Below are 23,587 nucleotides of genomic sequence, written 5' to 3' on the forward strand. Positions count from 1 at the left end.
CCATATCACGGTTAACTGTACAATGCTGTACTAATCATTTCCTGAAAGGCCGCATACAGCCACAACCGCCAGGATACCGATTCCAGCCACCAAAAACCACATATTTACCCCGAAAATCTGGGCCACAGGGCTGGATATAAGGAGGCCCACAGGCATGGCCAGGGACATGATGCTTCCCAAAAGGGAGAAGGCCCGCCCCTGGGCTTCGGCAGGTATGGTTTCCTGCAGATAGGCTATGAATGGTATATTGTAAACACTGCCTGAGCCGCCCATGAACATGCAGGTCACTGCAAAGACGTACCAGGCCCGCATATCAGGGGGCAGGATGCCGCAGATAAAACAGGTGATGCCGCTTCCTGCCAGTCCAAGGTAGGAGGCTTTCAGTTTATTATTTACTTTTCCCAAGCTGCCGAATATCATGGCGGATACCATCATGCCAAAGGCATAGAGGAATTCCACTGCGCTGCCATGCCATGCGCTGGCCTTAAAATAAGTGCTGGACATCAGGGGGTAATAGGAGGCCAGGGGCAGGTAGAACACCATGGTAATGGCTGCGGCCGCAGTCAGTTTCATCAGTCTTCGGTCACTCATGCAGATACCCAGGCCCTCCTTCATCTCACGGATTAAATGAGGGGGTCCCTGATGGCTGTGTTCCGGCTCCGGTATGGTTACTGCTGCCATGGTAAGGCTGGCAGCTGCTGCACCGATAAAATCAGTCAGCAGGATGACGGGAAGAGGCAGCGCGGCATACATGGCGGCTCCTATGACAGGTCCCAGCATAAAAGCGCCGGACTGCATGAACTGGTTCCACCCATTGGCCCGGACCAGTTTGTCCGGAGGCACCAGCTGGGGTACGATGGACTGAATGGCAGGCGTATGGAATACGCCTCCCACGGCCCGTATGCCCAGAACCGCGCAGGCAGACCAGTACGGGGGATGGCCCAGCCACAGGAGGACGGCAAAGACCACGGCTGTCAGGCCGATGAACATATCCGCAGCAATGGCCACATATTTACGCTTCAGGCGGTCAATCCACACTCCGGCAAAAGGACCAAGAAAGATTTGGGGCAGAAATGCCACCAGGCCGGATAATGCCATCATTAAAGGGGAGCCGGTTTCGCTGGCCAGCCACCAAATCAGCGCAAACTGGACAGCGGAGCTTCCGATAAGGGAAACAGTCTGGCCCGCTGCAATGGTCAGGAACTTTTGTTTCCATTTTGAATAGTCATTCATATGAAAGTATCCTTTCTGTATTAAATCAGTTTCAAACACCTAAAAAGGCAGATAAAACCAATATGGTCTTATCTGCCTTGCCTGCATACGGAAAGAAAACTGTCCCCGGGGTCAGCGGCGGACAATTCACATAATATACGAAATGATATCAGGCGTATCTGCATCTCATCCGTAAAACAGGCACAACAAAAAAACCATGTAAGGTTTTATTTACTTGCTGCTTATCTTAAACGAATGGATAAATACATCAAACGCCCTCCTCTTTGTAAAGTACAGTTATCATATCAGAAAATGCGGGATATGTCAAAAGGAATTGATTCCAGGTAAATGTATCCGGGGTGATAATACCCCAGAACAGACTTACAGGCTGGAAGGTGAGGGTTCAATGGGAAGGTCTACCGTGAAGGTGGTGCCGATGCCAGCCTCGCTGATGACCTGGATGCTGCCCTTGTGGAGGTGGATGATTTTTTCCACCACAGTCAGGCCGATACCGTTCCCTTCCGTTGTATGGGAACTGTCACCCTGGTAGAACCGGTCAAATATATGGTCTTTTGTCTCTTCATCCATACCGCATCCATTATCCATAATCTGGAAAACAATCTGGTCCTTTATCCGGTGCAGCTTCAGCTTTATTTTTCCGTTTTGCGGGGAAAATTTGACGGCATTGTCAATCAGGTTAATCCATACCTGGTTCAGAAGCGCCTTGTTTCCATGGTATTCCAGTTCATCCAAGTCAATAATCAGTTCTAGTTCCTTTTTCTGCCATTTTGATTCCAGCAGCAGGATGGACTGGCGTATTTCTTCCGACAGGTCAAAGGTTTCCATATCGGACAGGATGCTCATTTTCTCTATCTTGGACAGGTTCAGCACGTTGGTGGAGAGCTGGGACAGGCGGTTGGATTCGTTTATAATAATATCCAGATATTCGTCCCGTTCCTCCTTGGTGAGACTGTCATTTTTCAGTATCTTGGCAAAGCCCCTCAGGGATACGATGGGGGTTTTGAATTCGTGGGAAAAATCATTAATGAAGTCTGAGCGCAGCAGCTCCGTATTCTCCAGCTCCTGGGCCATGCGGTTAAAGCTTTCGGACAGCCGTTCAAATTCCCGGTTCAGCTCCAGATGGATGCGTACCTTGAAGTTGCCGTCCGCCAGCTGGTTGATGGCTTCAATCAGGTCCCGGATGGGTTTGAGGGGGATGCGGCTCAGGAGCAGGGTGAGTCCGGCACCCACCACGGCGCTGAGCACGGCCAGTAAGGGGATGGGGCGCCAGAACTGGGGAATGGGGATGTCAGCCTGGTAGAAAATCCTCCAGTATAAATACATTAAAAATCCCTGCAGGGTCATGACCGTGAGCATGATTAGGAAAATCCCTGCAGTCAGGATGAGGGTCATGGTACCCAGCGGCTTGCGGCCGTTTTTGTGTCTCATAGGTTTTTCACCGCCTTATAGCCCAGGCCGCGTATGGTTTCAATTGTAAACTCAGGATAGTCCTCAAAACGCTTCCGCAGCCGGTTTATGTGTACATTGATGGTATTGTCGTCTGATTGGGACTCCATGCCCCATATCTCATCCATGAGCTGGATTCGGGTAAATATCTTGCCGGGATAGGACAGGAGCTTGTAGAGAAGATAAAATTCCTTGCGGGGCAGGGTCTGGCTCTCATTCCCCCGGCTTACGGTCAGGGAATCGTAGTCCAGGCACACATCTCCCATGGTGATGCGCCGTTCGCTTACAATCTGGGCCCTGCGAAGCAATGCACGGATGCGCAGAATCATTTCCTCCTCATCCACGGGCTTTGTCATATAATCATCTGTTCCCACGATGAAGCCCTTCCGCTTGTCCTCAGGCAGCAGCTTGGCAGTGACCATGAGGATGGGCAGGGTGTAATCCGTTGCCCTCAGCTGCCTGGTGAGCTCATAGCCGTCCATGCCGGGCATCATGATGTCCAGGATTACCAGGTCCACATGATGGGTATCTAATAATTTCAAGGCCTCCAGGCCGTCGCATGCCAGGATGGGATGGTATCCGTGTTCCTTCAGCACAGCCTCCATCAGCCTTCGGGTGTTCCTGTCATCTTCCGCAACCAGTATCTGAAACATGTTCCGTTACCTCCCTCTTACACTTCATTATACATATATAACACCTTTTTATAAAGTAAACATAAACGAATTGTCAGGAAATCGAAGAATATTCATTTTTTAATCAAGAGATTGGCTTATTAGAAGTTTTATGAATCAGAACTAAAAGGCAGACACACAGTAAAGTCACAAAAAATTCACAGAATAAGGCGAAATAAATGGCTCACAGGCTGGTTTTGTTAATGTTGAATTAATCTTCAACCTTTAATATTAGGAATCAGTTGAGTAAACCAGCAAAGGAGATTGGATATGAGCAAAAGCAGAAAAATCAAGATTGGCATTGCGGCCGGAATCATCGTCATACTGGCTGCGGCCTTGATTGCTATGAAAGGCGGAAATAAATCAAAGGGCGGAATGCCTATGGGACAGGAGGCTTCGGTCACAGTGGTGAGGGCGGAGCAGCCGTCCATAGGAGATATCATTCTTACCACAGGGCTTACCGGCACAGTGGAGCCCTCTGACGTGGTTCATATCTATGCAAAAGCAGCAGGAGATGTAACGGCAGTGTATGTGAAGGCAGGGGACGTGGTGACACAGGGCCAGGTCCTGTTTGAGATTGATACGGAGCAGGTGGAGACAGCTAAGAACTCCATGGATTCTGCTTCCGTATCCCTTTCAGAGGCCCAGAGCAACCTGAGAAGGATGCAGATTCTCTACAGCGGCGGGGATTTGTCAGAGCAGGAATACGAGCAGTATGTCAATGCGGTGAAATCTGCGCAGCTCCAGTATGAGTCCGCCAAGCTGGCCTACGAACGGCAGGTGCAGTACAGTTCCATCACCTCTCCCATTAACGGAAAGATTGAAAGCTTTGACGTGGAGGTCTATGACAGGGTGAGCCAGTCCCAGGATTTGTGCGTGATTGCCGGAGAGGGTGAGAATATAGTTTCCTTCTACGTGACCCAGCGCATGATGCAGAATGCCAATGTGGGCGATGAGCTGGAAATCCAGAAGAACGGTACTACATACAAAGCATATATCAGTGAAATCAATTCCATGGTAGATGCAGACACAGGGCTGTTTAAGGTAAAGGCCCAGATTGAAAACACCCAGGAAATCGCAGCAGGGAGCACGGTAAAATTAAACCTTGTAACGGAACGCGCATTGGATACAATGGTGGTACCCATTGATGCCATCTATTACAGCGGGGGCAATGCCTATGTTTATCTGTACCAGGACGGCGCCGCTGCCATGGCCCAGGTGGAAGTGGGGCTGGAAGACGAAGAGCATGCCCAGATTCTTTCCGGCCTGTCAGCCGGCGACATGGTGGTGAGCACATGGAGTTCCAACCTGTATGAAGGGGCAAAAATCCGTTTAAGGGATGAAGACAGCAAAGATACGCAGTCACAGGCAGAACAGGAGGCATAAACCATGGGATTGACAAAGTTTGTATTAAAACGTCCGGTGGCGACGGTCATGGCACTGCTTTGCCTTTTGGTATTCGGTATATCTTCCGTATTCAATGCCACGCTGGAGCAGATGCCGGACACGGACCAGCCAATGCTGATTATCATAGCCTCTTATTCCGGCGCAGGTCCTGAGGACATTGATGAACTGGTGACCCAGCCCATAGAAGACCAGGTGGGAACCATAGAGGGCGTAAAAAGCATGAGCTCCACCTCCAGCGAGAACAGGGCCATGATTATGCTGGAATATGATTACGGAACCGATATGGACGACGCATACAATGATTTATCCCAGAGTCTGGACGCACTGAGCCGTCAGCTTCCTGACGATGCGGAAACCTCTGTCATGGAGATGAATAACAATGCGGGCACCACCATGATGCTTTCCATATCCAATCCCTCCCAGGAGGATTTGTACGACTATGTGGACCAGACCGTGGTGCCCCTGCTGGAGCAGATTTCCTCTGTGGCGGAGGTGGAGGCCATGGGCGGAAAGTCGGAATACTATAAAATCGAGCTTCAGTCCGATGAGATGGCCCAGTATCAGGTGACTATGAACGACGTGTCCACAGCCATGAGTACGGCCAATCTTTCCTATCCTTCCGGCGATGCCGTATCCGGAAAGCTGGAGCTTTCTGTCTCCACCTCCCTGGAGCATGAGACCATAGAGGCCCTGAAGGAAGTCCCCATCACCACCTCCAGCGGAAAGATTGTATATCTGGAGGACATTGCCAGGGTTTATGAGGCAGAAGAGAGCAGGGGAGGCATTTCCCGCTATAACGGCGAGGACACCATCTCTATTTCCATTACCAAACAGCAGAGCAGTACTGCTATGGATGTGTCATCCGGGGTGCAGGAGGTCATAGAGAGCCTGGAGGCGAATGATGAGAATCTGAATATCCGGATAGTCAGGGACAGTGCGGACAGCATTCTCAGTTCCCTTAAGGATGTGGCCCTTACCCTGGTGCTGGCAGCTGTTATTTCCATGATTATCATATTCATTTTCTTTGGAGATTATAAGGCCTCCCTGATAGTGGGAAGCTCCATACCCACCTCTATCCTGGTATCCCTGATTCTGATGACGGGCGCTGGCTTTTCCCTGAACATCATTACCATGAGCGGTCTGGTGCTGGGCGTAGGCATGATGGTGGATAACTCCATTGTTGTGCTGGAGAGCTGCTTCAGGGCCATAGAGACAGAGGAGGACAAGGGGCTGCTGGGATATGCCAGGGCTTCCCTGTCCGGCACCAACATTGTGCTGCAGTCTATCCTTGGTTCCACGGCCACCACCTGCGTGGTTTTCCTTCCCCTGGTATTCCTGCAGGGAATGTCGGGGCAGATGTTCGGCTCCATGGGATATGTCATCGTATTCTGTATGTGCGCTTCCTTCCTGTCGGCCATTACCATTGTCCCCCTTACCTATATGGCCTATAAACCGCAGGAGAGGATGCAGGCGCCCATGTCCCGGCCCATGGAGCGGATACAGAACGGATACCGCCGCATCATGCCCGGACTTTTAAACCACAAGGCCGTCATCATGATTGCATCTGTAATCCTTGTGATTGCAGCCTATTTTCTGGCCAGCGGGATGGAAACCGAGCTTATGACTGCGGATGATACGGGAACGGTCAGCGTTTCCATAGAAACAAGGCCGGGCCTGCTGTCGGAAAATGCCGACGCCATGCTGACCCGTGCAGAGGAGATTGTCAAAGGACATCCGGATGTGGAATCCTACATGCTGCGCTACAACAATGACAGCGGTACCATAACAGCCTATCTGAGGGATAACAGGGAGATGAGTACCGATGAGGTGGTGGAGCAGTGGGAAACAGAGATGGCGGACCTGGATAACTGCACCGTGACAGTGGATGCATCCTCATCCATGAGCTTCATGAGCAGGAGCAGGGAATATGAAGTCATTCTCAACGGCACGGATTACGATGAACTTCAGGAAGTCAGCAATAAGATTGTGGCGGAGATGACGGCCAGGGACGATGTAAAGAACGTCCATTCCAGTATAGAAAATACAGCGCCTGTGGTCACTGTAAAGGTGGACCCGGTACTGGCGGCGGCAGAGGGGCTTACGGCATCCCAGATTGGTTCCCAGGTAAAACAGATGATGGACGGCGAGGAAGTGACCACCCTGGATGTGGATGGCAGGGAAGTCAGCGTGATGGCGGAATATCCGGAGGATGAGTACCGGACTGTCAGCCAGATGAAGGATATCATACTCTCCAAGCCTTCCGGGGGTTATGTGGGCCTGACGGATGTGGCGGAGATTTATTTTAAGGACAGCCCGGCTTCCATTTCCAAGACGGATAAGGCATATGAGATAACCATTACAGCAGATTATACAGGGGGAAATGTCCAGTCAGCCATAGACAGCGAGGTCATAAGCCCTAACTTAAGCGGCACCATAAAGAAAGGCGTAAACTCCATGAACCGTATGATGCAGGAGGAATTTGCAGCCTTGTACCAGGCCATTGCCGTTGCTGTATTCCTGGTATTCGTGGTGCTGTCGGCTCAGTTTGAGTCCCCCAAGTTTTCCTTTATGGTAATGACTACCATACCCTTCAGCCTTATAGGCTCCTTTGGCCTTTTGCAGATTACGGGAGTCAGCATCAGCATGACTTCCATACTGGGATTCCTGATTCTGGTTGGAACAGTTGTAAACAACGGTATCCTGTACGTGGATACGGTGAACCAGTACCGCATGACCATGGATTTAAAAACAGCCCTGATTGAGGCGGGAGCCACACGTTTAAGGCCCATCATGATGACCAGCCTTACCACCATACTGTCCATGATTCCCATGGCCCTGGCCATAGGCGACAGCGGTTCCACCACCCAGGGCCTGGCCATTGTCAACATCGGCGGGCTCAGCGTGGGCGTGGCAGTGGCCCTGTTTATCCTGCCGATTTACTATGCATTGATGAACGGTGATAAGAAGCGTGTGGTGCTGGATATCTAAGAAAGAGGTGTCAATTAAATGAGATATGGAAAGATAGGGGCCGGGTGCCTGGCCGCGGCATTGTGCCTTGGCGCCATGCCGGTGCAGGCGTGGGCCGGTACCCCGGAGTTTGCCTATACCGCAGAGCAGTGGGCTTCCCTCAGGGATAACCAGCTGGAATTTACGGAGATAGCTGACCTGATTCATGTATACAATAACACGGTGATTCAGAACCAGCTGGAGTATGAGGATTTCCGGGGAGAGGATGCGGATGATATTGCGGATGATTACTATGATGCTGCCGATGATATATACGGCAGCCTGGAATATCCGGATTCGTCGGATTCAGACTATGCCAGCCGCCTGTCCTCCTATTTGAGCAGCCAGATTCAGGCGGATAACCTGCGGGAGCAGGGAGATGACAATGTGGAGGACGGGGATATCAAGAAGCTGGGATACGACCAGACTGAGGCAGGTCTGGTGAAGGAAGCCCAGGAGCTGATGATAAGCTACTGGAGCCAGACATACAGCCTGGAGAGCCTGGAACAGAATAAGATACAGGCCCAGTCATCCTATGACCAGACGCTTACCCGCCTGAACGCCGGTATGTCAACCCAGGCCCAGGTACTGTCTGCCCAGGAAGCCGTCACATCAGCGGATGCCTCCCTGCTGTCGGCCCGGAGCAGTCTGGGACAGACAAAAGAAAATCTCTGTCTCATGCTGGGATGGACCTACGGCGCCCAGGTGGATATAGGAGATGTGCCGGAGCCGGATTTGGAGGGAATGTCAGACATCAGCCTGGAGGAGGATGTATCCAGGGGAGTGGAAAATAATTACAGCCTGAGGATACTGGAAAAGAAAATAGCCAATGCAAAAAGCGGCACCAACAAGTCCAGCCTGGAGCAGAGTTTAAAGAGCCAGAAGGAGACAGCTGCTTCCAGTATAAAGAATGCGTATGAGAGCATGATGATATCCAAATCCGACTACGAGCAGGCTCTTAAGGCGTATGAGATTGAGGCGGCAGCCATGGAGACAGCAGAGCGCAAGATGGCGGCCGGGACCATGACAAGAAACAATTATGTTACGCAGCAGTCCTCCTTCGCAGCTGCCCAGGTCAATGTGCGGACACAGAAGCTGGCCCTTCTCAAGGCACAGCTGGATTACCGGTGGTCGGTGGACGGACTGGCATCCGTGTCGTAGAGAGAGGGAGATTTGTAGGCAGCTGAGAAACAGGTAAGGCGCAGGAACATGTCAGATGGAACAGAGGTGAGACAGAAATGAAGAACCGAAGTAATGAAGAGAGCAGCATGGATAAGAGCAGCAGGAATAAGGGAAACAGGGCGCAGATGTTCCTTTTAGCCGCGGTCCTGTGCCTGTGGGGAACAGGCATGCGGGCTGTCTATGCTGCCCAGGATACAGTCCAGGCTGCGGCCCAGGATACAGTCCAGGCCGCAGCCCTGGATAACACAGAAAATACAGCCGATGTCATACACATAGAATACAGCAACCTGAGAGAACTGCTGAAACAGGGAAACCTGTCCTTAAAAGAGAGCATAGAGGATTATGAGGACAATGTAAACGCCTATCAGGAAATATGGGATACCCTTAAGCGGGAGCAGGACAACATGGAGGATAAGGCAGAGGATATGGATGATGAGGACAGCCAGACAGCCGGAGTTTACGCCTCCAATGCAGCCATGTTAAAATCCTTGGCCAGCCGTATATACAGCCAGCTGGATACCATGACCAGCGAAAAGAGCACACGGAGCCTGGAGAAGTCTGCGGACACATTTACCATGACAGCCCAGACCCTGATGAATTCCTACAACCAGATGGTGCAGAACGTGGAATATCAGGAAAAGAGGGCGGAATCCCTGCAGGCAGCCTGGGAGGCCATGGCGAGAAAGCAGGCAGCCGGTTCCGCCACCCAGGCCCAGCTAAAGGAAGCACAGAAAAGCCTGGACACGGCCAGGAATTCCCTGGAATCCCTCAATCTCCAGGCCAGGGAGCTGAGGCAGCAGCTGCTTACCATGCTGGGACTTGAAGCCAGCAGCCAGGCGGTCATAGGGACCATACCGGAACCGGATATGGCAGCCATTGAAGCTGTGGATTATGAAAGCGATAAAGTCAGGGCCATGGGAAATGACAAGAGTGTGCAGAACGCCCGTCACACCTCAGCCAGCAGCACCACTGAAATCAACATCAGGTTTAAGCTGGTGGATGAAGCGGAGGGGACAAAGGAGGCGGCGTTCCTGGCTTCCTACCAGGAATTACAGGCCAGGAAGACTGCCTATGAGGCGGCCCTCACTGCGTTCCGGAGCGCGCAGCTGTCCTATGAAGGACTCCAGAGAAAACAGCAGGCAGGACTGCTGACCAACACGGAATACCTGGAGGGCCAGGCATCCTATCTGGAGAAAAAGGCGGCAAAAGAAACCGCCTCCATGAATCTGGTGGCGGCCTATGAATCTTATTGCTGGGATGTAAAAGGTATCAGTTAAATGGATTGGATAAAAATGCGTACTCTCCGGGCATCAGCCGGACGTGATATGCCTGGCCGGAATCCGCACCGTTACCTCCGTGCCCCTGCCCAGGGTGCTGGTAAAGGAAAGGCCGTAGGCTTCGCCATACAGGCTTTTCAGTCTCAGGTTGGTATTATAGACACCGATGTGGCCGGAGAAGGCAGTGTGTCTGGGGCTGGCGGTGGAGCCGGTACCTGCATTCACGTCATCCTTTAATGTATCAAGCGTTTCAGGCGGTATGCCTGCCCCGTCGTCAGAGATGATGAATACAATGTCATCCCCCTCTGGCCAGCCGGTGAGCAGGATGCTGCCTTTTTTTTCTTCCTTCATCATGATGCCGTGAAGAAAAGCGTTTTCCACGATGGGCTGGAAGGTGAGCTTGGGTATGGTGTACTCGCACAGCTCTTCCGGCACATCCACCACAAAGGCCACGCAGTTGTCATACCGCATGTTCTGGAGACGGACGTAAAGGCTTACATGCTCCAGCTCCTTCTCGATGGAGTTCATCAGCTCCTTGCGGCTCAGGGTCAGCTTATAGAAGCGGGACAGGGTCTGGACCGCCTCCGTGACCTTCTCGCTCTGTCCGGTCTGGGACAGCCAGTTAATCATATCCAGGGTATTATATAGAAAATGCGGATTAATCTGGGCCTGGAGGGCGCGGAATTCCGCCATCCGAAGCTCCTCCGAGGCCTTTTTCTGGCTGTCCATCAGGGAGATGATTTCCTCTGTCATATAGTTGTAGGTATCGGAAAGCACGCCAATCTCATCGCAGCCAGTGTCAGCCATATCCATGGGCTGGGGCGGTCCCTTCCTCACAGTCTCCATCTGCAGGGCCACGCCTATAATGCGGTCCGCAATGGAGCCTGACAGCCGGAAGGCCGTGTACAGGGCCAGGGCAGTGAACAGCAGGTAAATCAGGGCAAAATGCATCATCAGCGCCTTGCCTGCATCACCGATATGGAGGGCGGGAATGATGGACATCATATACCAGTCCGTGTCTGCAATGGGAAAATAGGCCACATAGGCAGAGCCGTCCAGATAGGATACAAGGGAAAAGGTTTTTTCCTTTCCCACCCGCAGCACCAGGTCTGAGCGGGGAATAAAGTATTTACCTGCCAGCCCCATGTCTGAGGCGGATACAATGACATCCCGCTCATTTACAAGGAAGGCAGCCTCGTCCGTGACCGTGGCGTCATTGCGCAGCACCATGTCAAAGGCGGGCCTGGACAGGTACAGGGCCACATAGGCAGAGGCGTTTTCAATGTCGGACACAGTGCCGTCGTCATGGATATACGGAATTCGGGTGATGTAGGCCAGTTTTCCGTTTTTCTCTGTCTCGTCCGGAGTCAGGTACAGCTCCGGGCACAGCATGCGGGCCTGCTCCGTGGTGCTGTAGATGCCGTACCAGTAGCTGCTGCTGATTGAGGACACCGGATTAAACAGGGCGTTGCCTATTTTGTTGTACTGCATCAGGTCGCCATACACGCTGTCATCATAATATATCTTCACATCCGTAATCATGGAATGGTCCGTGATGCTCTGGACCAGGTGGAACAGGCTGTTCATCCGGGAGGTGGAGATATCCAGGGTACCGGCCTCTGACCTGGGGACATGGAACAGGTCCTGTACCATCATGGCGCTGGTGATGGTGTCCGAGGCGTGGCCCACATGGGATATGAGAGTCTCAATGGAGGTCACGGTCTGGGCGGACAGGGCCTGCTCAGAACGGATGCTGTCATCCATGACAATGCCGTAAATGCGCAGGTAAAGAAAGCCTGACAATACGGCGGTGGGCAGCAGTACCAGGATAATGTGTGATATGACAAGCTTTGTTTTCAGCCGCATGTCATAGGTATAATGATAAATCAGCTTTGCCAATGGGTTTTTCATGCAAGCATTTTCTCCCTGTATTCAGAAGGGGACAGGCCCACGATTTTCTTAAAGGTTTTGCTGTAGTAATTGCCGTCGCTGTACCCAACCTTGGAGGAGATGTCGGCAATCTTGTACCTGGGGTCGCTTAAGAACTGTTTGGACATCTTGATGCGGTAGTCCGTCAGGTACTGGTTCAGGGTCTGGCCTGTCTCATTTTTAAAAATCGTGCACACGTAGCTGGAGGAGAGGCGGACGTATTCGCTGACATCCGGTACGGACAGGGAAGGGTTGGCGTAATTCTTATGGATGTATTCCTTAATCTGGAATACAACCGGATTTCCCACGCTGTTTCCCCGCAGGCGCTCAAAGAACAGCCGTACTTTTGCGGCCAGCAGGTCATTAAGCTCCCTGAGAATGGTGCAGTTCATGACTCCCTCCCAGATGGATTCGGAATCCAGCCCTTCCTTCTGCCACAGGGAGATATAGCTTCCCAGGCCGTGCTCGTCCAGCTTGCTGAAATACTTGTAGTAGATATCCTTTACCTGGCTGGGGCCGATTATGTCGTTTGGCACAAAGGATACATACAGCCGCCTGACAATGTCCAGGGCTTCCTCCTCCTGCTTTTCAGACAGGGCCATGGAAAATTCCAGAAGAAGGTCTGCGGGCGGCCGGAATACGGCTGTTTCCATGTTGTGGCTCAGGATGAATCCGTAGTCATGGAAAAATGCCTCGTTCAAATGTTCCCTGGCTTCCTGAAAGGAAATATAGGCGCGCTCCATACCGCTTACAACCGGTCCGAGGGATATAAAGAAGGGGCAGACCTCTATAAGCTTTTGGGCCAGAAGACTTGCGCAGTCGTACAGGGTCTTGTCCATGGGCCGCTCCGGGGAGTAAAGGAAGACAATAATGCGGTGGTCCCCCCTGAGGACATAGGCCTGGGATATGCCTATGGACGTGAGATAATCCACAAAATAATCCCTGATACCGTCCATGGGCTCCTCAGGCAGTGCGGACAGGGGAGTGACACAGTCAATAATGATGCAGCAGAAAAAGGTGGTATGGGTAATGGGAAGGCCCAGGTCAGTTACCAGCTGGCCTGCCTTTGCCAGATTCTCTTCTCCCGGCTGGGACAGCAGGAGGCAAAGGTGGCCCAGCTGTTCCTTTTCCTGAAGCCTGGCCGCTGCCTGGCTCATTTTCTCGTTCCTGCTGTTGTCCACTGCCTCTTTGACGGCTGCGGTCAGCTCATCCATGTCAAGGGGCTTTTCCACATACCCCAGGGCCTTCAGCTTGATGGCTGCTTTCAGGTATTCCTTATCTGAATAAGCGCTCATAAAGATGATGGAGGTTCCGGGCAGCTCCTTTAAAATCCGCTCCGCCATCTGGACCCCGTTCATCCTGGGCATCCGCACGTCTGTGAGCACGATGTCCGGATGCTCCTCCAGGGCAGTCTTAAGGCCGTGAATGCCGTCATCCTCCAGCAGCACCTGGCTGATGCCAAGGCATTCCGGATTCAGGCTGTCCCGGATTCCTTCACGGGTCAGTTTCTCATCGTCAACAATCAGTAGTTTCATCTATTATCATCCATCCTTTTCTAAAAGGCAGTGATTTGTATACAATAATCAATACCGATACAACTATTGTATCAAGAAATCATAAATTTGCAACGGAAATGGACAAAATACGACATTAGGTATATACTGGGAAAAAACAGAAGGAAGGCAGGGACAGCACGGTGAAAGGAAGAAATTGGGTTTGGATGGCAGGAGCGGCCATGATGGCAGGGGTGTTGTTTCTGTTTTCCTGCCAGAGCAGCCAGTTTAACAGGGGTAAATATGCCATTATCATGAAATCCAAGAACAACTGGTACAATGAGCTGGCCAGTGAGGGCTTTAAGCAGGCAGTGGAGGATGCAGGCGAAAACTGCATTGTCCTGTATCCGGACCATCCCTCTGCCCAGGAACAGATACGTCTGATACAGAACCTGATTGACGAGAAAGTGGAGGCCATTGCTGTGGCTGCCAACGATGAATATGCACTGACACCTGTTCTGAATCTTGCCAGGGAAAAGGGAATCTCCGTTATCACCCTGGATGCGGATGTGGAGGCGGGAAGCCGCAGCATATACATAAGCCCGGTGGATGCAAGGGAGCTGGGAAAGGAACTGGTCCGGGAGGTGGACAATATCTGCGGCCACAGAGGCCAGTGGGGCATCCTGTCTGCCGGAAGCCGCTCCGCCAACCAGAATGAATGGATTTTTATGATGAAGCAGGAGCTTCAGAACCTGAAGTACCGGGACCTGCGGCTGGTGGATATTGCCTACGGGGAAGGGGAATATGAAAAGGCGGCTGAGAAAGCGGAGCAGATGCTGGATGCCTATCCGGACCTGAGGGTAATGTGCTGCCTGTCCACGGAAGGTATCAAGGCAGCCGCCGATGTGGTGAAGGAACGGGGGCGGGCGTCGGAGGTAAAGGTCATCGGTCTGGGGCTTCCGGACCAGATGGAGGCATATGTGGGCAGCGCTGCTGAGGATGTCTGTCCGGTGCTATACATATGGAATCCCGTGGACCTGGGCAGGGTGGCAGGATATGTGTGCCTGGAGCTGGCCGGAGGCCGTATAGAGGAGAGGGGGGACCAGGAGCTGGTTCTGGGAGGCGTGACATATTCCATGGATTACGGCCGGGACGGCGGGCTGGAGGTCATAGCCGGAGAGCCGATAAAGGTGGATTCGGAGAATATTGGTTACTGGAAGGACCAGATATAAAGGATAACAGGATAATATTTGAAAATATTCCATGAGATAGAAAAATATTACCATGGAAATCCATTGCCTGAACGTGGTATGATAAGTATGTCGGAAGACAAACAAAAGATAAGGTTAGCAGGCATTGTCAGGTACGGACTTACCAGTAAGTACCATCCCCCAAGTATCTGGCAGTGATACTAAATAAAATACCATACGGAGGTGAACAACATGAAACGTATCCTTGTTAAGTTTGACCAGGCAGACCAGATTATTAATTTCGTAAGAATCATGAACCGTTTTGAGTGTGATGCAGATGTGAAATGCGGAAGCCGTATGGTTGACGCAAAGTCTATTGTAGGCGTATTATCACTGGCAAAGTCCAAAACCGTAGAACTGATTCTTCACACAGATGACTGTGACCAGCTGATGGAGGAAATTGCTCCGTTTGCAGCATAGTCAGACAATTGATACACTTTCCTTAAATTCTACATGAACAAAGAACCGGGCCTGCAGCACCAGAGTTGCTGTGGCCCGGTTCTTTTGCGTCCCTCTTTCCTACTTGGTTTCCTTTAAGGAGAAGCTGTCAATGATGTTGTTCATGCTCCGCTCAATGTGGTGCTCCATCTCCTTGCGCACCAGATAAGGGTTGCAGGACTGGATGTATTCCAGGATGTTCCTGTGCTCCCGGATGGAGAGAAGCTGGTGGTCCTTGGCGGAAACGGTTTTTCCGAAGGAACTTCCATTCCACAGAGAGGAAAGGGTGGAATACATCTTACTGTTGTCAGCCGCTTTCCATATGGCAGTGTGCAGGTTCTGGTTGTAGGACTGATACTCGTCATCTGAGAAATCTTCTCCCAGGCCTTCAATGTGGACCTGGGATTCCATCAGTTCCGATACGTCAAAATGTCTCAGGGTGGCCCTGACAGCGGCCTCACCCTCTAATAAAGACCTCATTTCAAAATGCTCACGGATTGTTTTGGTGGTGATTCCCTTTACAATGGCACCTTTATTCATTCTCAGCAGAATCAGATTTTCAGAAGAAAGAATCTGAAATGCTTCACGGACCGGTGTCCTGCTGACACCCAGGTTATTGGCTATGTCTGTAAGGGACAATTCCTCCCCTTCTTTAAACTCGCCTGACAGAATCGCCTTGCGAAGAATGGAAGCGATTCGGATGCGCGTGGGCATTATTTCCAGCGAATCCAGCTTTTTCATTTGTTTCACCCGCTTTTCTTAGAATAAGGCTATTTTAGCATACAAAGCCAAAAGAGTCAAAACCTAGTTATGGGATGGAATGAAAATATGCACATAAAAATTTGTTACAATAGACTAAAAATAAAAATATTATACAAATGTTGTTGAAATTTCATCGGAAGTATGATAAAACTACAGTAAATCGTATACGATATACGATATTCAGAATGCAACTTAACGAGACATCGCTAAGTGCCAGTGACATGTATCGCACGTAGGGAGCCAGAATACGGTCTCCAAGTGCTCATAACAGGCCACTGCACTAAGCTCGAAAGGACCTCGCTAAGTGCCAGTGACATGTATCGCACGTAGGAGACCAAAGGACGGTCTCCAAGTGCTCATAACAAGGAGGGTATGGAATGAAGTGGACCAATCATCATGTATCGGATATCAAGATGGCTTACATAGGAGGCGGCTCCAAGGCATGGGCGTGGAAGCTGATGGCGGACCTGGCCCTGGAGCCGGCTCTGGACGGAACGGTCTGGCTCTATGATATCGATGCCAGGGCAGCTGAGGAAAACCAGATTATCGGCAATCAGCTGAAGGGAAGAAGGGAGGCCAGTGGTCAGTGGGATTACAGGGTGGCCTACTCCTTAAAGGAGGCCCTGGAGGGAGCTGACTTTGTGGTGATATCCATTCTTCCGGGTACCTTTGAGGAGATGCGTTCCGACGTACACCTGCCCGAACGGCTGGGCATCTATCAGTCGGTGGGGGACACGGCAGGCCCCGGCGGCATGGTCCGCGCCCTGCGTACCCTGCCCATGTACGAGGAGATTGCATTGGCTGTCAGGGACATTTGTCCCAAGGCATGGGTCATCAGCTATACCAACCCCATGAGCCTGTGCGTGGCCAGCCTCTATAAGACCTTCCCCGGAATCAAGGCCTTTGGCTGCTGCCATGAGGTCTTCGGCACCCAGAAAGTGCTGGCCGCCATTGCTGCCGGAGAACTGGGGACAGGCCCCATTGACCGCAGGGACATCCATGTGAATGTATTGGGAATCAACCACTTTACCTGGTTTGACGCTGCATCCTATGAGGGAGTTGACCTGTTTCCTGTCTACAGGGAGTATATAAGGACTCATTTTGAGGAAGGGTATGACGACCCTGACCGCTCATGGGAAGAATCTACCTTTAACTGCCGCCACAGGGTAAAGTTTGACTTATTTAACCGCTACGGCCTCATTGCTGCGGCAGGGGACCGGCATCTGGCGGAATTCATGCCGGGCAGCTCCTATCTCAACGACCCGGAGACAGTTACGTCATGGAAGTTCGGCCTGACCACCGTGGATTTCAGAATCCATCAGATGGAGGAGCGCCTGGCCAGGAGAAAGCGTCTCATGGAGGGTGAGGAACAGATGGAAATTGTTCCGTCAGGAGAGGAGGGCGTACAGCAGATTAAGGCCCTGGTGGGACTGGACCGGATGGTGAGCAATGTGAATATGCCAAACAGCTTCCTGCAGATTCCAAACCTTCCAAAGGAGGCCGTGGTGGAGACAAATGCAGTGTTCTCCCGGGACAGCATCAAGGCGCTGGCAGCCGGTCCCCTTCCGGAGTCCTTAAGGGAACTGATACTTCCCCATGTAGAGAATCACGGATATATACTGGAAGCAGCAGATACATATGACCGGGACCTGGTGGTAAAGGCATTTATGAACGACCCGCTGGTGAAGTACAAATGCCGGGACGAGGGAGCGGTACGGAAACTGGCAGATGACATGATTAAGAATACAGAACATTACCTTCCGGATGGATGGAAATAAACGTATGGGGGAAAAGAATGAAGAAAAAGAAGAAAGGATTCTGGAAACGCAATATAGGACTGGTCTTTGTCATGCCCTGGCTGGTGGGACTGCTGGTATTTAAGCTGTATCCCTTTGCTGCCTCCTTTATTTACAGTTTCCATTCCTATAATCTGTTCAAGACAGCCTCCTTCACAGGGCTGGAAAATTACAAATACATCCTGGGGGACAAGCTGATTATCAAGGCATTCATACAGACCTTTAAGTATGCGTTCCTGACCGTGCCCTTAGAGCTTATGTTCGCCCTGTTCATTGCCTATATACTCAATGATAAGATAAGAGGACTTAACTTTTTCAGGACCATTTACTACATTCCCTCCATACTGGGCGGCTCCGTGTCCATTGCTGTGCTGTGGAAGTTCCTGTTTAAGACAGAGGGCCTTGTAAACATCATGCTGGGGTCACTGGGGATTCCCGCCTTTAACTGGCTGGGAAATCCCGACGGGGCGTTCCTTGTAATCGTGCTCCTGCGTGTATGGCAGTTCGGTTCGCCCATGGTCATTTTCCTGGCAGCCCTGAAGGGAGTGCAGGGAGACCTTTACGAGGCAGCAGCCATTGACGGGGCAGGAAAATGGAAGCAGTTCTTCAAAATCACGGTTCCGCTTATCACGCCGGTCATATTTTATAACTTTGTGACCCAGCTGTGCCATAAATTCCAGGAATTCAACGGCCCTTTCATCGTGACCCAGGGAGGTCCGCTGCGTTCCACAACTTTAGTTTCACTGCTGGTCTATAACGAAGCTTTTAAGCGGAATGAGATGGGACTGGCCAGCGCCATTGCATGGCTATTGTTCCTGGTAATCATGACCTTTACGGCGGTGGCATTCATCAGCCAGAAGTATTGGGTTTACTATGCGGATGAGGATGGGAGGTAAGCATATGAACAGAAAAGAAAAAGCGCGGCTTAACCTGTTTTTGCGGTATCTCCTTTTGATTGGCCTGGGAATCGTGATGATATATCCCCTGTGCTGGATGATTGGTGCGTCCTTTAAGACAAATTCAGAGCTGTTTTCCAGTGCGGGAATCATTCCGCTGGCGCCCACGCTGGACGGATACAAAAACGGGTTTAAGGGCTACGAGGGCATGAACCTGCTGCATTTCATGGGAAATACATACAAGTTCGTGCTGCCGAAGGTGGTGTTCACCGTTGTATCTGCGGTGATTACATCCTATGGCTTTGCCAGGTTCCAGTTTATCGGCAAGAAGCTGCTGTTTGTGCTTCTGCTCTCCACCCTGTTTCTGCCCCAGGTAGTATTGAACGTGCCCCAGTATATCCTGTTTAACGAAGTGGGATGGCTGAATTCCTATCTGCCCATTGTGATTCCGTCCATGCTGGCAGGGGACACCTTCTTTGTATACATGCTGATACAGTTTTTAAGAGGCATTCCCAGGGAGCTGGAGGAAGCAGCGGAGATTGACGGGTGTAACGTGGTGGAGAGACTGTGGTACGTGATTGTTCCCATGTTAAAGCCATCCATTGTTTCCTGCGCCCTGTTCCAGTTCATGTGGGCTTCCAACGATTTCATGGGGCCGCTTATCTATATTAATTCAGTGCGGAAATATCCGGTATCCATATTTTTGAGGATGTCCATGGATACAGAAACCGGATTTGACTGGAACCGGATTCTGGCAATGTCGCTGCTGGCAATCGTTCCGTCCCTGGCCGTGTTCTTTATGGCACAGGATTCCTTTGTGGACGGCATTGCAGCAGGCGGTGTAAAGGGATAATTAAAAAAATTATATTATAAATGGGAGGTTACACATGAGAAAACGAGGAAAACAACTGGTTAGTCTGATTTTGGCAGGCGTCATGGCAGGGTCCCTGGCGGGATGTATGCCCACACAGTCAAAGGAGACTGAGGCTGCTCCTGCACAGACACAGGAAACCAAGGCCGAAGGCGGCACAGAGGCGGCCGGGGCGGGTACGGAGGCGGCCGGCACTGAGGCAGCGGCATCTGCCGGCATGGAAGTGAATACGGCGGACCCCATCACCCTGCGTTTCAACTGGTGGGGCGGGGATTCGCGCCATGAGAAGACCCTTAAGGCCATCGAGGCGTTTGAGGCAAAATATCCCAATATTTCGGTGGAGGCAGAGTACGAGGCATTCAGCGGGCATGAGGAGAAGATATCCCTGGCCTTAAACGCAGGCTCTGCTGCGGATGTGATTCAGCTGAACATGGACTGGGTATTTGCATATTCCCCGAACGGAGACACGTTTTACGACCTGAATAAGGTTTCCAATATTATCGACCTGTCCAATTACGATGATTCCGACAAGGCCTTCTACACCATAAACGGGTCCCTGGAGGCCCTGCCCATTGCCAACACGGGCCGCGGCTTTATCTGGAACAAGACCACCTATGACAAGGTTGGGGCAAAGATTCCCACCACCCTGGAAGAGCTGTACGAGGCAGGGGAAAAATTCGCGGCCTATGAGGACGGTTCCTACTATCCCTTTGCCTGTGCTGATTATGTAAAAGTGCATCTGATGATTTATTATCTCCAGTGCAAATACGGCAGGGACTGGATTAAGGACAATACCCTTCAGTATTCCAAGGAAGAAATCACGGAAGGCCTGGATTTCATCAAGGAGCTGGAAGACAAGCACGTTATCCCCAATTCCGAGAAGCTGGCAGGAGAAGGCACCTCTGAGCTTCTGGAGACAAGCGAGAGCTGGATAAACGGCCATTACGGCGGCGCCATGTGCTGGGATACCAATATTGCCAAGTACGTGGATGCTGTGACGGACGGAGAAATCGTGGTGGGCGACATGATTAACATGGGCGAATACCACGGCGGCCCCATCAAGGCGTCCCAGGTCATTGCAATCACCTCCACCTCAGAGCATCCCGCAGAAGCAGCAGCCCTGATACAGTTCCTGTTCGGGGACGAAGAAGGCGCCACCATACTTGGGGACAGCCGCGGCATCCCGTGCAACAAGAATGCGGTTAAATATGTTGAGACCGAGGGCAGCCTGGTGGCTGAAATGAATGAGAAACTGATGGCATGGTCTGCCTTCAAGCTGGATATATTCACGGAGCGGGCAGCACTAAAGGCGCCTGACGGTGTGTATACCCTGGCAATCCAGTCTCTGAGCTATGGGGAAGAGGACGCTGCTGCCTGTGCAGATATGCTGATTGACGGAATCAACCGGGAAGTAGAGACAGCAACTGCCCAGTAAAGGCAGAAGGAAACAGGAGGATAATGCCGCAGAATGGGGTTATGCATTTTGCGGCATTCCTTTTTAAAAAGGACAGTGTATGAAGATAACAGATGTAAGACAGGAATATTTCAGGTGGGAGAAAAGCCGGCCCATCTCCAATGGAATGCACACCTACACCCACTGCGGCCTGGCAGTCATTACAGTGGAGACGGACCAGGGAATCAGGGGATACGGCCTTTCCGGGCCGGTACTGGGCATGAATCCGTTTATGATGGCAGGGGAGCTAAAGGATAGGATAATCGGACAGGACCCCATGCGCACGGAGTGGCTCTGGGACAGGCTCTATGTCCCTAAGCTGACAGGGCGTAAAGGCATCAGCACCAGAACAATCAGCGGCATGGACATGGCGCTTTGGGACATCAAAGCCAAGTCGCTGGGGCTGCCCCTGTACAGGCTGCTGGGGGAATACAGAAAAAGCGTGCCTGTTTACATTGCCGGCGGATATTATGAGCCGGGAAAGGGCCTGGAGGACCTTCAGCGGGAGATGGAGGGATATATGAACCAGGGCGCTGCCGGCGTCAAGATGAAGGTGGGGGCCCTGAGCATCCGGGAGGATGCCGCCAGGGTAAAGGCTGTGCGGGAAGCCATAGGGCCGCAGGCCCTGCTCATGCTGGACGCCAACTGCGGATATTCCAGCCACAGGGCAATCCAGTTTGCCAGGCAGGTGGAGGAATATGATATCTACTGTCTGGAGGAACCTGTGGCGCCCCATGATTATGACGGGATGAAGAAAGTTGCGGAAAAGACAGTCATTCCCCTTGCCTCCGGCGAGAATGAGTACACCAGATGGGGGTTCAGGGAACTGATTGACACAGGAGCTGTCCCAATCCTGAACCCGGCGCCCTTTCTCATGGGCGGCGTCACGGAGTTTCTAAAGACAGCTGCCCTGTCCCAGGCCCACTGCCTGGAGCTGGCGCCCCATGGGGACCAGACCATCAATGTTTCCCTGGGGGCGGCCGTGGGCAATGTGTCTTATATTGAGTACTATCCTCCGGAATACGACCAGGTGTGGCATGAGGCATTCAGCCATTCCCTGGAGATAGACAGGGAGGGAAGGCTGCAGCCCCCGGAACGGCCGGGAATCGGCTTTGAGCCGGATTACCGCGTGTTGGACAGATTCAGAATCATATAAGCAGGACAGGAGAAAAGGATATGCATGCAATAGAGAAGATATTGGCAAGGCACAGCGGCCGTGACCGGGTGGTAAGCGGGGAGATTATAACGGCTGACATTGATTTTGCGGAGATTAACGACCTGTATCTCCAGACCGTCTATTCCTTCCGGGAGATGGGAGGGAAAACCGTATGGGACAGGGACAAGGCCGCCTTTGTATTTGACCACTATGCGCCCTCGCCCACCATTGAGGCGTCCCAGAATCACAGGGAGATGCGCCTGTTCAGGCAGGAGCAGGGGCTTACCCATCATTTTGACATCAATGCGGGAATCTGCCACCAGGTTATGCCGGAGGCGGGCCTGGTATATCCCGGCATGATTCTGGTGGCAACGGATTCCCATACCACCACCCACGGCGCATTCGGCTGCCTGGGAACCGGCATTGGGGCCACGGATATGGCTACGGTACTGATAACCGGAAAGCTTTGGTTCAGGGTGCCGGAAATCATACGGATTCACCTGGAAGGAATGCCCGGAAACCATGTGCTTCCCAAGGATGTGATTTTATATATCATAGGAAAAATGAAGGCAGACGGGGCTGTGTATAAGGCGGTTGAGTTCACCGGGGACTATGTGGAACAGCTGGATGTGGCAGGGCGTATGGTGCTCTGCAACATGGCGGTGGAGATGGGGGCAAAGACAGCTTACATGCAGCCCAACCAGGCCGTGCTTGACTATGTGGCCCGCAGGACCAGCCGCCCGTTTACAGTGGAGCGCACGGACAGGGATTTTGAATATGGGGAGACATATGTCTTTGATATAAGCGGGCTGAAACCGCAGGTTTCCATGCCCTCCAGCGTGGACAACGTGGGCGCGGTGGACCAGGCCGGCGGGGTGCGTATCGACCAGGCCTTTTTGGGTGCCTGCACCGGCGGACGCGTGGAGGATATTGGGGAGGCGGTCCGCATCCTGAAGGGGCGCAGGATTGCTCCCCATGTCCGTCTGGTGGTGATTCCGGCATCCGCTGAAGTATTTAAGGAATGCATTGCAAACGGATACCTGGATGCCCTCATAGACGCTGGCGCCACCATATCTGCGCCAGGGTGCGGCCCCTGTCTCAGCGCCCACCAGGGGGTCCTGGCTGCCGGCGAGGTGTGCGTCACTACTTCCAACCGGAATTTTCCGGGAAGGATGGGAAGCAGGGATTCCGGTATTTATCTGGCGTCACCGGCCACCGTGGCCATGTCTGCGCTGACCGGGTATCTGACAGACCCGTCCGCGGGGATGCCGGGAGAAACGGACGGACAGGAAACAGCAGAGACAGGGAAAGGGGAGTGAGG

18 protein-coding genes are annotated in these 23,587 nt (G+C 52.1%); 12 read left to right on the forward strand and 6 right to left on the reverse strand.

The annotated features are described in order from the left end of the window. Positions 1-30: 30 nt before the first annotated feature. The 3 genes from I2H39_RS22745 to I2H39_RS22755 all read right to left on the reverse strand — a co-directional run bounded on the left by I2H39_RS22745 (position 31) and on the right by I2H39_RS22755 (position 3,332). Entirely contained in the window at positions 31-1,233 is a 1,203-nt protein-coding gene (locus I2H39_RS22745) for an MFS transporter (protein WP_195627600.1), read from the reverse strand. Positions 1,234-1,593: 360 nt separating this feature from the next. Next, positions 1,594-2,661: a HAMP domain-containing sensor histidine kinase gene (locus I2H39_RS22750; protein ID WP_195627601.1), complete on the reverse strand. Its 1,068-nt coding sequence runs from the start codon at positions 2,659-2,661 to the stop codon at positions 1,594-1,596. Next, complete coding sequence (locus I2H39_RS22755; protein ID WP_195627602.1) at positions 2,658-3,332, reverse strand: response regulator transcription factor; 675 nt, start codon at positions 3,330-3,332, stop codon at positions 2,658-2,660. The genes I2H39_RS22750 and I2H39_RS22755 overlap by 4 nt, the downstream gene beginning before the upstream one ends. Before the next feature lie 288 nt (positions 3,333-3,620). On the opposite strand from I2H39_RS22755, the gene I2H39_RS22760 reads away from it, so the two are divergent. The 4 genes from I2H39_RS22760 to I2H39_RS22775 all read left to right on the forward strand — a co-directional run bounded on the left by I2H39_RS22760 (position 3,621) and on the right by I2H39_RS22775 (position 10,222). Further along, positions 3,621-4,736, forward strand: a complete 1,116-nt coding sequence (locus I2H39_RS22760) for an efflux RND transporter periplasmic adaptor subunit (protein WP_138311538.1) — start codon at positions 3,621-3,623, stop codon at positions 4,734-4,736. Positions 4,737-4,739: 3 nt separating this feature from the next. Next, positions 4,740-7,745 (forward strand): efflux RND transporter permease subunit, encoded by a 3,006-nt coding sequence (locus tag I2H39_RS22765; RefSeq protein ID WP_195627603.1) that lies wholly within the window; start codon positions 4,740-4,742, stop codon positions 7,743-7,745. Positions 7,746-7,763: 18 nt separating this feature from the next. After that, the gene (locus I2H39_RS22770) at positions 7,764-8,924 is read left to right on the forward strand and encodes a TolC family protein (protein ID WP_195627604.1); all 1,161 of its coding nucleotides are present in this window, start codon (positions 7,764-7,766) and stop codon (positions 8,922-8,924) included. A 77-nt stretch (positions 8,925-9,001) separates the two neighbouring features. Next, positions 9,002-10,222 carry a TolC family protein gene (locus tag I2H39_RS22775; protein WP_195627605.1) on the forward strand — a complete coding sequence of 407 codons (1,221 nt, stop codon included), beginning with the start codon at positions 9,002-9,004 and terminating at the stop codon, positions 10,220-10,222. Positions 10,223-10,255: 33 nt separating this feature from the next. Here the strand turns inward: I2H39_RS22775 and I2H39_RS22780 are convergent, their stop codons facing one another. After that, positions 10,256-12,133: a sensor histidine kinase gene (locus tag I2H39_RS22780; protein WP_138311534.1), complete on the reverse strand. Its 1,878-nt coding sequence runs from the start codon at positions 12,131-12,133 to the stop codon at positions 10,256-10,258. Next, entirely contained in the window at positions 12,130-13,686 is a 1,557-nt protein-coding gene (locus I2H39_RS22785) for a response regulator (RefSeq protein ID WP_195627606.1), read from the reverse strand. The genes I2H39_RS22780 and I2H39_RS22785 overlap by 4 nt, the downstream gene beginning before the upstream one ends. A 161-nt stretch (positions 13,687-13,847) precedes the next feature. Between I2H39_RS22785 and I2H39_RS22790 the strand changes: the two genes are divergently transcribed. Together I2H39_RS22790 and I2H39_RS22795 are read left to right on the forward strand one after the other, a co-directional pair. After that, positions 13,848-14,876 carry a substrate-binding domain-containing protein gene (locus tag I2H39_RS22790; protein WP_227146058.1) on the forward strand — a complete coding sequence of 343 codons (1,029 nt, stop codon included), beginning with the start codon at positions 13,848-13,850 and terminating at the stop codon, positions 14,874-14,876. Between the two features lie 210 nt (positions 14,877-15,086). After that, a complete protein-coding gene (locus tag I2H39_RS22795) occupies positions 15,087-15,314 on the forward strand; it encodes an HPr family phosphocarrier protein (protein WP_002565147.1) in 228 nt (75 codons plus the stop codon). A 99-nt stretch (positions 15,315-15,413) separates the two neighbouring features. Here the strand turns inward: I2H39_RS22795 and I2H39_RS22800 are convergent, their stop codons facing one another. Further along, positions 15,414-16,073, reverse strand: a complete 660-nt coding sequence (locus tag I2H39_RS22800; protein WP_138311532.1) for a GntR family transcriptional regulator — start codon at positions 16,071-16,073, stop codon at positions 15,414-15,416. Between the two features lie 398 nt (positions 16,074-16,471). Here I2H39_RS22800 and I2H39_RS22805 point away from each other — a divergent pair, with 398 nt between their 5' ends. From I2H39_RS22805 to I2H39_RS22830, 6 genes are all read left to right on the forward strand, one after another. Beyond that, entirely contained in the window at positions 16,472-17,872 is a 1,401-nt protein-coding gene (locus tag I2H39_RS22805; protein WP_195627607.1) for an alpha-glucosidase/alpha-galactosidase, read from the forward strand. A 17-nt stretch (positions 17,873-17,889) separates the two neighbouring features. Further along, positions 17,890-18,786: a sugar ABC transporter permease gene (locus tag I2H39_RS22810; RefSeq protein ID WP_138311530.1), complete on the forward strand. Its 897-nt coding sequence runs from the start codon at positions 17,890-17,892 to the stop codon at positions 18,784-18,786. 4 nt (positions 18,787-18,790) lie between these two features. Then, positions 18,791-19,639 carry a carbohydrate ABC transporter permease gene (locus I2H39_RS22815; protein ID WP_138311529.1) on the forward strand — a complete coding sequence of 283 codons (849 nt, stop codon included), beginning with the start codon at positions 18,791-18,793 and terminating at the stop codon, positions 19,637-19,639. A gap of 34 nt (positions 19,640-19,673) precedes the next feature. Next, entirely contained in the window at positions 19,674-21,092 is a 1,419-nt protein-coding gene (locus I2H39_RS22820) for an ABC transporter substrate-binding protein (protein ID WP_138311528.1), read from the forward strand. 79 nt (positions 21,093-21,171) lie between these two features. Continuing rightward, entirely contained in the window at positions 21,172-22,266 is a 1,095-nt protein-coding gene (locus tag I2H39_RS22825) for a mandelate racemase/muconate lactonizing enzyme family protein (RefSeq protein ID WP_138311527.1), read from the forward strand. 20 nt (positions 22,267-22,286) lie between these two features. Next, positions 22,287-23,585, forward strand: coding sequence for a 3-isopropylmalate dehydratase large subunit (locus I2H39_RS22830; protein WP_195627608.1), 1,299 nt, complete (start codon positions 22,287-22,289; stop codon positions 23,583-23,585). Positions 23,586-23,587 lie beyond the last annotated feature (2 nt).

Source organism: Clostridium sp. 1001283B150225_161107_B6 (assembly GCF_015556325.1).
Classification (GTDB): Bacteria; Bacillota; Clostridia; order Lachnospirales; family Lachnospiraceae; genus Enterocloster.

Bases quoted from the DNA above. Each gene is read 5' to 3' on its own strand.
- I2H39_RS22830 (WP_195627608.1), top strand. From the start codon at position 22,287: ATGCATGCAATAGAGAAGATATTGGCAAGGCACAGCGGCCGTGACCGG.
- I2H39_RS22770 (WP_195627604.1), top strand. From the start codon at position 7,764: ATGAGATATGGAAAGATAGGGGCCGGGTGCCTGGCCGCGGCATTGTGC.
- I2H39_RS22750 (WP_195627601.1), bottom strand. From the start codon at position 2,661: ATGAGACACAAAAACGGCCGCAAGCCGCTGGGTACCATGACCCTCATC.
- I2H39_RS22785 (WP_195627606.1), bottom strand. From the start codon at position 13,686: ATGAAACTACTGATTGTTGACGATGAGAAACTGACCCGTGAAGGAATC.
- I2H39_RS22800 (WP_138311532.1), bottom strand. From the start codon at position 16,073: ATGAAAAAGCTGGATTCGCTGGAAATAATGCCCACGCGCATCCGAATC.
- I2H39_RS22745 (WP_195627600.1), bottom strand. From the start codon at position 1,233: ATGAATGACTATTCAAAATGGAAACAAAAGTTCCTGACCATTGCAGCG.
- I2H39_RS22760 (WP_138311538.1), top strand. From the start codon at position 3,621: ATGAGCAAAAGCAGAAAAATCAAGATTGGCATTGCGGCCGGAATCATC.
- I2H39_RS22755 (WP_195627602.1), bottom strand. From the start codon at position 3,332: ATGTTTCAGATACTGGTTGCGGAAGATGACAGGAACACCCGAAGGCTG.
- I2H39_RS22805 (WP_195627607.1), top strand. From the start codon at position 16,472: ATGAAGTGGACCAATCATCATGTATCGGATATCAAGATGGCTTACATA.
- I2H39_RS22810 (WP_138311530.1), top strand. From the start codon at position 17,890: ATGAAGAAAAAGAAGAAAGGATTCTGGAAACGCAATATAGGACTGGTC.
- I2H39_RS22780 (WP_138311534.1), bottom strand. From the start codon at position 12,133: ATGAAAAACCCATTGGCAAAGCTGATTTATCATTATACCTATGACATG.
- I2H39_RS22765 (WP_195627603.1), top strand. From the start codon at position 4,740: ATGGGATTGACAAAGTTTGTATTAAAACGTCCGGTGGCGACGGTCATG.
- I2H39_RS22775 (WP_195627605.1), top strand. From the start codon at position 9,002: ATGAAGAACCGAAGTAATGAAGAGAGCAGCATGGATAAGAGCAGCAGG.
- I2H39_RS22820 (WP_138311528.1), top strand. From the start codon at position 19,674: ATGAGAAAACGAGGAAAACAACTGGTTAGTCTGATTTTGGCAGGCGTC.
- I2H39_RS22815 (WP_138311529.1), top strand. From the start codon at position 18,791: ATGAACAGAAAAGAAAAAGCGCGGCTTAACCTGTTTTTGCGGTATCTC.
- I2H39_RS22795 (WP_002565147.1), top strand. From the start codon at position 15,087: ATGAAACGTATCCTTGTTAAGTTTGACCAGGCAGACCAGATTATTAAT.
- I2H39_RS22825 (WP_138311527.1), top strand. From the start codon at position 21,172: ATGAAGATAACAGATGTAAGACAGGAATATTTCAGGTGGGAGAAAAGC.